Origin of the sequence: Arthrospira sp. PCC 8006 (assembly GCF_046480465.1) — a bacterium.
In the GTDB taxonomy this organism is placed as follows: domain Bacteria; phylum Cyanobacteriota; class Cyanobacteriia; order Cyanobacteriales; family Microcoleaceae; genus Limnospira; species Limnospira platensis.
Window position 1 is genome coordinate 1 of record NZ_PKGG01000218.1, and the last position, 8,672, is coordinate 8,672.

4 protein-coding genes are annotated in these 8,672 nt (G+C 47.6%); 1 reads left to right on the plus strand and 3 read right to left on the minus strand.

What is annotated here, in order from left to right:
- Positions 1-73 precede the first annotated feature (73 nt).
- From B9T16_RS22635 to B9T16_RS22645, 3 genes are all read right to left on the minus strand, one after another.
- Positions 74-2,965, minus strand: coding sequence for a DUF1156 domain-containing protein (locus tag B9T16_RS22635; protein ID WP_410245840.1), 2,892 nt, complete (start codon positions 2,963-2,965; stop codon positions 74-76).
- A 706-nt stretch (positions 2,966-3,671) separates the two neighbouring features.
- Positions 3,672-7,220, minus strand: coding sequence for a helicase-related protein (locus tag B9T16_RS22640; RefSeq protein WP_410245841.1), 3,549 nt, complete (start codon positions 7,218-7,220; stop codon positions 3,672-3,674).
- A 33-nt stretch (positions 7,221-7,253) separates the two neighbouring features.
- The gene (locus B9T16_RS22645) at positions 7,254-7,919 is read right to left on the minus strand and encodes an Abi family protein (RefSeq protein WP_410245842.1); all 666 of its coding nucleotides are present in this window, start codon (positions 7,917-7,919) and stop codon (positions 7,254-7,256) included.
- Between the two features lie 294 nt (positions 7,920-8,213).
- On the opposite strand from B9T16_RS22645, the gene B9T16_RS22650 reads away from it, so the two are divergent.
- Positions 8,214-8,672, plus strand: a 459-nt coding sequence (locus B9T16_RS22650; RefSeq protein WP_410245843.1) for an alpha/beta fold hydrolase, incomplete at its 3' end; no start/stop codon positions are given.

Consider the following 8,672-nt stretch of genomic DNA (forward strand, 5'->3'; position numbering starts at 1 on the left):
CGTGGGGTCGGGCGGGTTTATTTATATCCCGGTGAAGTCCGAGAATTGACAGCAGAACCCGCCCCTACTATTATTAATTATTGAACAATTGTCCTTGTGTGGGCTTGGCTGCATACTCACTAGATAAACGGGTGATTTCCGGCCAGGATACTACTAGACTATTATAGGCGATCGCCTCCGATGACCAACCTTTGCGATCGCATAGGTTATACAGACGGTAGGCTAGGTCCCTGACTATTTCTACCTCCGTTTCCTGTTGTTTCAGCTTCGACAGCAATTCCGCCGCCCCCATTTCTCCCTTTTCTAGGAGTCGCTGAATTAGGTTTTGCGCCAGTCTCCAGTGGGGAAGACGCGCCTCTTTCGTGGGAGTCCAGTCCTGGGGAAATTCCTCCCTTTTCAGCAACCGGACTTTACCGGCTTTCGCGGTTAAAATTCCCCCGGTTTCTAAGCCTTCTATGCTGATGTTTTTCGCCTTGGAAAGGGTTTCCGCTTCCCCATATGGTGCGGGGTTATATTGGTATTGTTGAAACCATGTTAACGCCCAACGGGTATCGCTATCAAATTCCCCTTCTTGGTCGCTCAGGTATTCGTCCAGGAGTTGATTAATTAATTGCAGGGCGCTACGGACTGTTAACTGGCTGCCATCGCTTTCTAAAACGGCGCTATATTTACTATATACCGCCATACCTGGTCCTATACTGGCTTGGGCTAGGTCAACCGGGGCGATATTTCCCTGTTGCAATGTCTTTAGGGCTTGGGGAAGGTCTCTTTTGATTTCCTTGAGGAATTGGCGGCGCGTGGTTTTCGGCGCATTCTCCCCACGCGGACGACACACTAACAATATAGAAGAAGCTAGGGCGTTTGATGCCTGTCCTCTCATGCGGTTACTCAATTCGGTTCGCAACGGCCAGGTTCCACCAATGCTAAAGTTAGCCTGCATTAACCCTTCTAAAATGGTTTCCCAACCCGTAGAAGCAACCTTATCTTTATCGTCGGTTTCTGTTTGTTTCAGGGCATAATAAACGGTTAATGGGTAATCGTGATGATTCAGTTTATAGAGGCGATGAAACACTTTTATCAGGCTGGACTCAAAAAAGTCTTTGGCTTTTTGTTTGCTACCATGCCGAAAGTGGTCAGCCACCATTTCATTAGCTTTCGGCACTAACAGGGTGCTGCAAATATCAGGGAAAATTTCACCCAAAGATTGACGCAGCCATGTATAGAAAAAGTCCGATAAATCTGCATAGGGTACAGCGTCATAATAGGGTGGGTCGGTTGAGATGATTTTGGGGATGTCGTCGTTTTTATGGCTGACTTGAGCATCCTGTTGAAATACCTTTCCCTCTACTTCTGTCTTGGCATTTTCAACAACTCTTAAAACCCAATTAATTGAACCATTAAAACTACCGCTAGAATCACTTATAGGATTTGCTTCTACAAAATCCCACGCCATAGGAATTGCTTGTTTTGTAAATAAGTGTCCAATACCTTCTCGATTAATATGCCAAGTACATAGGTTATTGTTATAATCAGCTATTTTATCAACAGCAAAGGCTAAATAAATTGCGATCGCTTCACTATAAGCCCTAGCGCCATTGCCGCCATCATTCAAGGGAATATCATCATCAGATAACCCTACAGCCAGGGCATTTTGAAACGCCTTATCTTTCGCTTCCCCGACCAAATCACTAAAAGTAGTTAAAGCCACCAATTGACGGGAGGTGAATAAATCAGCATATTTTGTCATGCCATAAATAACAGGAGTCATGTGACGAGAATTATTCACTAACTCAGTGTCCGGCTTCCATGTAGGTTGAGCGGAAAAAGCAATTTTTTCCTGTTGTTTGGTGGGTGGTAAATAAATCCTGCCATTCTTTCCTTCTGCCACAATAGCCATTAATTGAGCCCCCATGCGCTTCTCACGACCTTCTGAGCGCACATAATCCAACTTTACAGAATCTCCACAAGCCAGACAAACCGCCCCCTTGCGGTTAACCGTCCCCTCCGGTGGTTTTCCCTCCCCGGTCTTCACCACAAAATCAACTTGGGGGGGGCTAGTTTCCCGGTTAATGGCATACTCAACCCAAGCCTCCTTTCCCTTCTTCGTGGAAAGGTGAAACTTACTCGCCAAAGGCATTTGACAACCACAAGCCGGGTTAGGACAAGTCACCGTCCGCACCCATAACCAAGCAATAACCGTAGCTTTTTCCCCATTTCCCAACTCCACCGGCGGATATAAATCCCCAATCCGGTTAAAAGCCGCTTCTCGCATCCAAGTTCCATAATATCGCACATCCGCCGCCAACCCCTGCGCGCCGTGCCAAGACTCCAACCTAGTCCGTTTTCTATCATCCCCATTCACCGGCGGTAAATTCGCAAACTTAGGGGGAATTTCAATCAACCCCTTGTTAATCAATACCGCCACCGGGTTCAAATCACTAGCATGGGCTTCCAACCCCAACCGTTGCGCCTCCAAGGGAATAGACCCCCCTCCCGCAAAAGGGTCATAGGCGGGCGGCGCATACTGGGCGATATAGTCTCGGACAGCTTCCGCCGTCGTGGGGGGTTTCTCACCCCGTCCCCAAGCCAAACAGCGGGCTATCTCCCTTTGCGCCCCTTGAATAACCTGGGGGTCTTTGATATCATCCCAAGACACCAAACCCCGCACCACCTGTTTTTGTTTCCCCTTGTTATCCGTATCGACCACAATTCGGGCTAAGATATCAAAAAGGCGTTGTCTTTCCTGGGTTTGTGCTTCCGGGGTGGGGAATTTTTCCGGCCAACTACTGGGGTCATCCACCAAAGAAGCCCAAAGCACCGCCCTAGCTGTAGCCAAAGGTTTTCGCGACCACCACAAATGCAGGGTCGAAGGGTGTCCGTGGCGAATAGACTTCTCCCGCGCCGACTCCATATTAATGGCTTCGAGGGGTAGGGCGACTTCGATGAGTTTCTTGCGGTAGGTCATAGCAACCTGTGTTTAACTAATCCCCCAAAATATCATAATTTGGGTCAACCAACGCACAAATCTATTTACTCTGGGAGAATTGCCAGCCACAGAGGGCGGTTTATTTATATCCCGGTGGAGTCCAAGCATTCACAGCCGGAATCGATTATAGCAGTTCCCCGACTGTGATGGCACTTTTCAAAGCCCCTCTCCCCTNTTGGGAGAGGGGTTTGGGGTGAGGGCTATACCTTTTTCCGGTGGGGTGGGGCGGGTTTATTTATATSCCGGTGGRGTCCRAGAATTGACAGCAGAACCCGCCCCTACAATTATTAATTATAGGGTTTCGGTGGATTGGTGAGGCACTTTTCAAAGCCCCTCTCCCCTTGGGAGAGGGGTTTGGGGTGAGGGCTATACCTTTTTCCGGTGGGGTGGGGCGGGTTTATTTATATSCCGGTGGRGTCCAAGCATTCACAGCCGGAAYCGATTATAGCAGTTCCCCGACTGTGATGGCACTTTTCAAAGCCCCTCTCCCCTTGGGAGAGGGGTTTGGGGTGAGGGCTATACCTTTTTCCGGTGGGGTGGGGCGGGTTTATTTATATCCCGGTGGGGTCCGAGAATTGACAGCAGAACCCGCCCCTACAATTATTAATTATAGGGTTTCGGTGGATTGGTGAGGCACTTTTCAAAGCCCCTCTCCCCTTGGGAGAGGGGTTTGGGGTGAGGGCTATCAATTGTCCATAATTTCCCCCCGTCCCCATAGGTCTCGCCAATTGTAGTTAATGCTGTGGGCGGCAAAATCGGGCTCTCGTTGAAACGGTTGGCGCACATAGCGCAGCCGATCGCCTGGAACTTCCACCAATGCTAGAATATAACTATCAGGTCGGTTAAAAGCCGTCAAAATCTCGTTTTTTGTTACCGTCACCGTTTGCGCCCCCTCAATGCGTCCTTTCACTTCAATAAAGCGCAATTGTCCGGTTTCGGGAATGACAGACTCGATATCATAACCGCACTTTTGGGCGCTAACGTCTCGCGGCTCATAGCCTAACTTCCTTTCCTGCTGCATAACCGCCTCCATTGCCGCTAATTCCACCGCTTTCCGGTTTTGGGAAAAAGTGTCGGAAATCTTCGGCGAGGGGGGTTGTCGGGCTGCCAGACGGTGGCTGGGAATGATTAAAGCTACCCCTACCAACAGGGGCGGCTGAGGGGAAAGTTTTCTTTCTAGTTCGAGTTCACTGAGCCGTTTTTTTAGGCGGGTGGCTAACTCATCGGCTCGTTGCTGGGCTTTGGTAGAGTTAAGTTTGGCGTTGGGTTTCCCGGCTTGCTCCTGAAGGCGCAAATCTACCGCTCTTTGGTCCCAATAGTTAATTTCCTTGGTGAGTCGGTCTTTTACCGCTGCTAGGGTTTTATCAATAAGTTCCTGTTTGGGTTTCTGGACTTCCGCCAAATGGGATTGGACTAGGTGGGTGATGGCGTAGTTAATCGCCTGTTTTTCGATGTCCTGTGGGAAGGTGAGGCTGGGTAAAATCTGGGCGATCGCCTTTTGTTCGTCTTCGGTGAGGGGGCGATAGTCCAAATAAGGCGCATATCCCCCATTAATAGCTTCCGAAACAGTGGGGAAGTCCTCGGTAAACGGATTACAGGGAAGTTCTACATATTGCATCCTACGGGAAACTAACCGGCGCTGTCCGTTGGAGTCGGTGCGCGCATCCTGAATGCTATGTTCAAGATACACTAAGATTCTCTCGGTCTGAGAGTTGGGGTTTTCATCGACTAAAATAGTCCCCTGACGCAAGAGATTCCGATGACGTTCTAAAATCAGGTCTAGGGTAGCATCAAGGAGGGGATGACCCGGACAAATCAGGTCGGCTATGGGTTTACCCGAAACGCTGATCAGGTCTTTGTCAAAGCAAATGCGCTCATAACTGTTAAGTATAGGTTCAGCGAGTCCAATTTGGCGATCGCGATGACGAATGACCGCCGGAACATGGGTAATTTGATAGCGTTGGGGTTCCCTGGGGCGCAGGTTTCCCCCCAAGCGGGTGAAGGCTTCCTGGAAAAATAAACCGATAAAATGGGGTTGGAGTTTCCGCGCTTGCGCCCTTTCCATGTCTTCGCGAATGGCTTGGACTCTGGTGGTGTCTAGGGAGTCCCTCGCGAGGGCTTTTTCTTCGATCAGTTTTTGCAGATATTCCCGGTTGAGGCGATCGCTAACTAATTGCTGCTGTTTGGCTTTGATATCAGGGCGATCGCCATAGCGAATAGCCTCAATGAGTAACTCCCGCAATTCTACCTGGGCGATCGCTTTTCCCAACACATCAAACACCTGACCCCCCAAGGCTTTTTGCTCAATTTCTAGTTTCCGCAACAGGGATAAATATACATCCCCCTCCCGGGTTTCCCCCGCTACCAAATTCCACAAATGACAAACTTCCGTCTGTCCGATCCGGTGAATGCGCCCAAATCTCTGCTCTAAACGATTGGGATTCCAAGGTAGGTCATAATTAACCATAAGATAAGCCCGTTGTAGGTTAATTCCTTCCCCGGCTGCGTCGGTGGCTACCAATACCTGGATATTAACATCCTGTTTAAAGGCTTCCTCGGCTTTTTTGCGCTCCTCCCGTCCCATACCTCCATGAATGGTAACTACCGCTTCTCGACGACCTAACAGGGTTCTAATGCGATCGCGCAAATAGTTAAGGGTGTCGCGATGTTCGGTAAAAATTACCAGTTTCGGCAAGGTTTTCGGTGCTATTTCCCCGTCGCTATTGTGGGGTTTGGGGGTAAAAAATTCCCCCTCAATTACCTGGGATAATTGTTCCCATTTACAATCTTTCCCACTCTGGCGCACCCGTTGGGCTAAATCTTCCAGTTGGCGCAGATGTTCGATTTCTGTTTGCAATTCCTGAATAGTCCGAGAAGCGGTCGCTAGATCCACAACTTCGGTTTCGATGTTTTCCCTTTCGCTACTGGCTGCGTCTTCAAAATCATCGTCAATATCTTGTTGATCAATCACCATTCCCCATTGGAGTTTGGCGTTGATTTCTCGGTGCTGTAACTGTTCTTCCCGCAGTCTTTTTTGGAGGCGATCGCGCCGCCTTTTCAGAGACTGACAAATGGCTTCGGGAGAGGAAGCCAGACGACGCTGGAGAATGGTTAAGGCAAAACCTACGGTTCCTTTACGTCCTTTTTGGGTGAGGGTATCGGCGCGGTTAAATTCTTCTTTCACATAGTCGGTGACCCGTTTATATAGAATCGCTTCCAACTCCGAAAGACGATATTCTACGGTGTGGGCGCGACGTTCCGGAAACAGGGGGCGACCATCAAATTTTAGCAGGTTTTCTTTAATCAGACGACGCATCAAGTCCGAGGTATCGCAGACATGGACACCATCCCGAAATTTCCCCTCAAAGCGATCGCCATCCAACAGAGCCAAAAATAGTTGAAAATCCTCTTCCTTTCCATTGTGTGGCGTGGCGGTCATCAGCACAAAATGGCGGGTTAAACTCGACAGAAGTTTCCCCAATTTGTAGCGTTTAGTTTCCCGAATTTCCCCCCCAAAAAAGGAAGCCGACAATTTATGGGCTTCATCAACTACCACCAAATCCCAATCAGTTTGGTTGAGTTTCGCCTGTAATTGGGGATTCCGGCTAAGTTTATCTAACTGTGCTATCAATAGGGGAATTTCTGTAAAGGCGTTTCCGGTGCGGGCTGCTTCAAGGCGATCGTTCGTTAAAATTTCAAAAGGTAGGTGAAACTTCTGATATAATTCATCCTGCCATTGTATCGCCAAACTCCCCGGACAGACAATTAAACACTTTTGTAAATCCCCCCTAATTAGCAATTCCCGGATAAATAATCCCGCCATAATAGTTTTACCCGCCCCCGGGTCATCCGCCAACAGAAACCGCAGAGGTTGACGGTTCAGCATTTGGTTATAAACCGCATCAATTTGGTGTGGGAGAGGTTCCACCAAAGAAGTATGAACAGCCAGCCGAGGGTCAAACAAATGGGCGAGGCGAATGCGGTGCGCTTCCGACACCAGCCTAAATATAGCACCATCTCCGTTAAAACTCCAAGGCTGTCCATCAGTCACAATTTCTAAGGTTTCTTGGTCACTCCTAAATAGTAGTTGATTATTAGGTTTCCCCCGACTATCTTTATAAGTCAATTCAATCACATCGCTACTACACCAATTGGCATCAATAACCGTGACATTTTCCCTCGGCAAAATCCCTTTAATAATTGTACCACGAGTTATATCTTCTAGTCTAATCATATCCCTTTTTTGCTCTGTGATAGTCTGTAATTTTTATTGAAAAAATCGATATTGTTCGGGGAAATTATCATAAGTCTTGAGCCATTCGTGGACTTCAGGACTCATCCATCTCAACACCCGACATAAGTATTGGTATTTTTCCTCAACATTGTAATCGATGCTCCAGATAGGTTCATGATGAAAAACTCTGTTTCTCAAACGCAAAATTTTGTCTCGGAAACTTGGCGCGATTGTAGCAAAGTTTCGTTCCCTAGGTTGAGCATAGGGAAAAAATTCTTGAATACATTGGTCAAAAATGATTTGTTTGTATTCCTTTTTGATAAGCAAGCTACTCCAAAAACCTAGGGTGAGACGGGGAACTATTTTGTTCATAACTAAAGGTTTTTTTAATCGTCTCAGTTCATTTCGTACTTTGTCAATTGATTCTGATTCATAAGACCCGATGATTACATCTGGGTTTAAATACCAATCTCCTCCATATCTGTTGGTTAGAACTTGGTTCATTTTATTGCGAAAAGTAATTTCAAAAATATGAATACTGGGATAAATTGCCCCACAGAGTTGAACATTGAGTTGATAAATTGTGATCGCCTGGTCTATTTGACCGTTAGCTACTCTCAGGTAGGGTTGCAGCCTTACTGTTGACAATGCTTCTTTAAGGGCTGATTGGATTTCTTCTGAAAGTGGACTGTGATTCATTAACTTGACAATTCTCATTATCTGAAATATACTGTATATTGTAGGCTCCGGGACTGTCCTATGGCTCCGTTGTGAGTTAAGACCCCGGCGCATGGAAGATATAACCCCAATAGAGCGGAGCCCTAATGGGCTTTGTTCTCAATAACTGTAAAGCCTCTTAGTACCGACAGGGAAAGGAGGTTTTGCAGTTTTTCGTCCCGTTATCACACCGGATAGAAAAGCGATCGCCTTTTTTAGACTTGAGCAACCGAATTTTTATATGATGGAACTACAGAGTTTACAAAAGTTCATAATATGACCGCAACCCAACCGTCTGTAAATGTCCCTAGTTGTTTGGAGTCTCTCGATTGGACCTGGAAAAATCACTCCATCCGCTATACAGTCCAGGGAACAGGCCAACCCCTGATTTTAGTCCATGGGTTTGGGGCTTCGATTGGTCATTGGCGACAAAATATCCCCGTTTTAGCAGCCGGAGGATATCGGGTCTTTGCTTTAGATTTATTGGGTTTTGGGGCTTCTGGGAAACCAGCCGTTGATTATACTTTGGACCTATGGGAAGAATTGCTCCGGGACTTCTGGAGTGAACAGGTGGGAGAACCTGCAGTTTTTGTCGGTAACTCCATTGGGGCCCTGCTTAGTCTCATGGTAGCAGTAAATTATCCCGATATTTGCCGGGGCGCTGTCCTGTTAAACTGCGCCGGAGGCTTGAATCATCGCCCGGAAGAGTTGAATTTTCCCCTCCGGGTGGTGATG

What these genes read in the sequence shown, in the direction of transcription:
- B9T16_RS22645 (WP_410245842.1), bottom strand. Translation starts at nt 7,919, where the DNA reads ATGAATCACAGTCCACTTTCAGAAGAAATCCAATCAGCCCTTAAAGAA.
- B9T16_RS22640 (WP_410245841.1), bottom strand. Translation starts at nt 7,220, where the DNA reads ATGATTAGACTAGAAGATATAACTCGTGGTACAATTATTAAAGGGATT.
- B9T16_RS22635 (WP_410245840.1), bottom strand. Translation starts at nt 2,965, where the DNA reads ATGACCTACCGCAAGAAACTCATCGAAGTCGCCCTACCCCTCGAAGCC.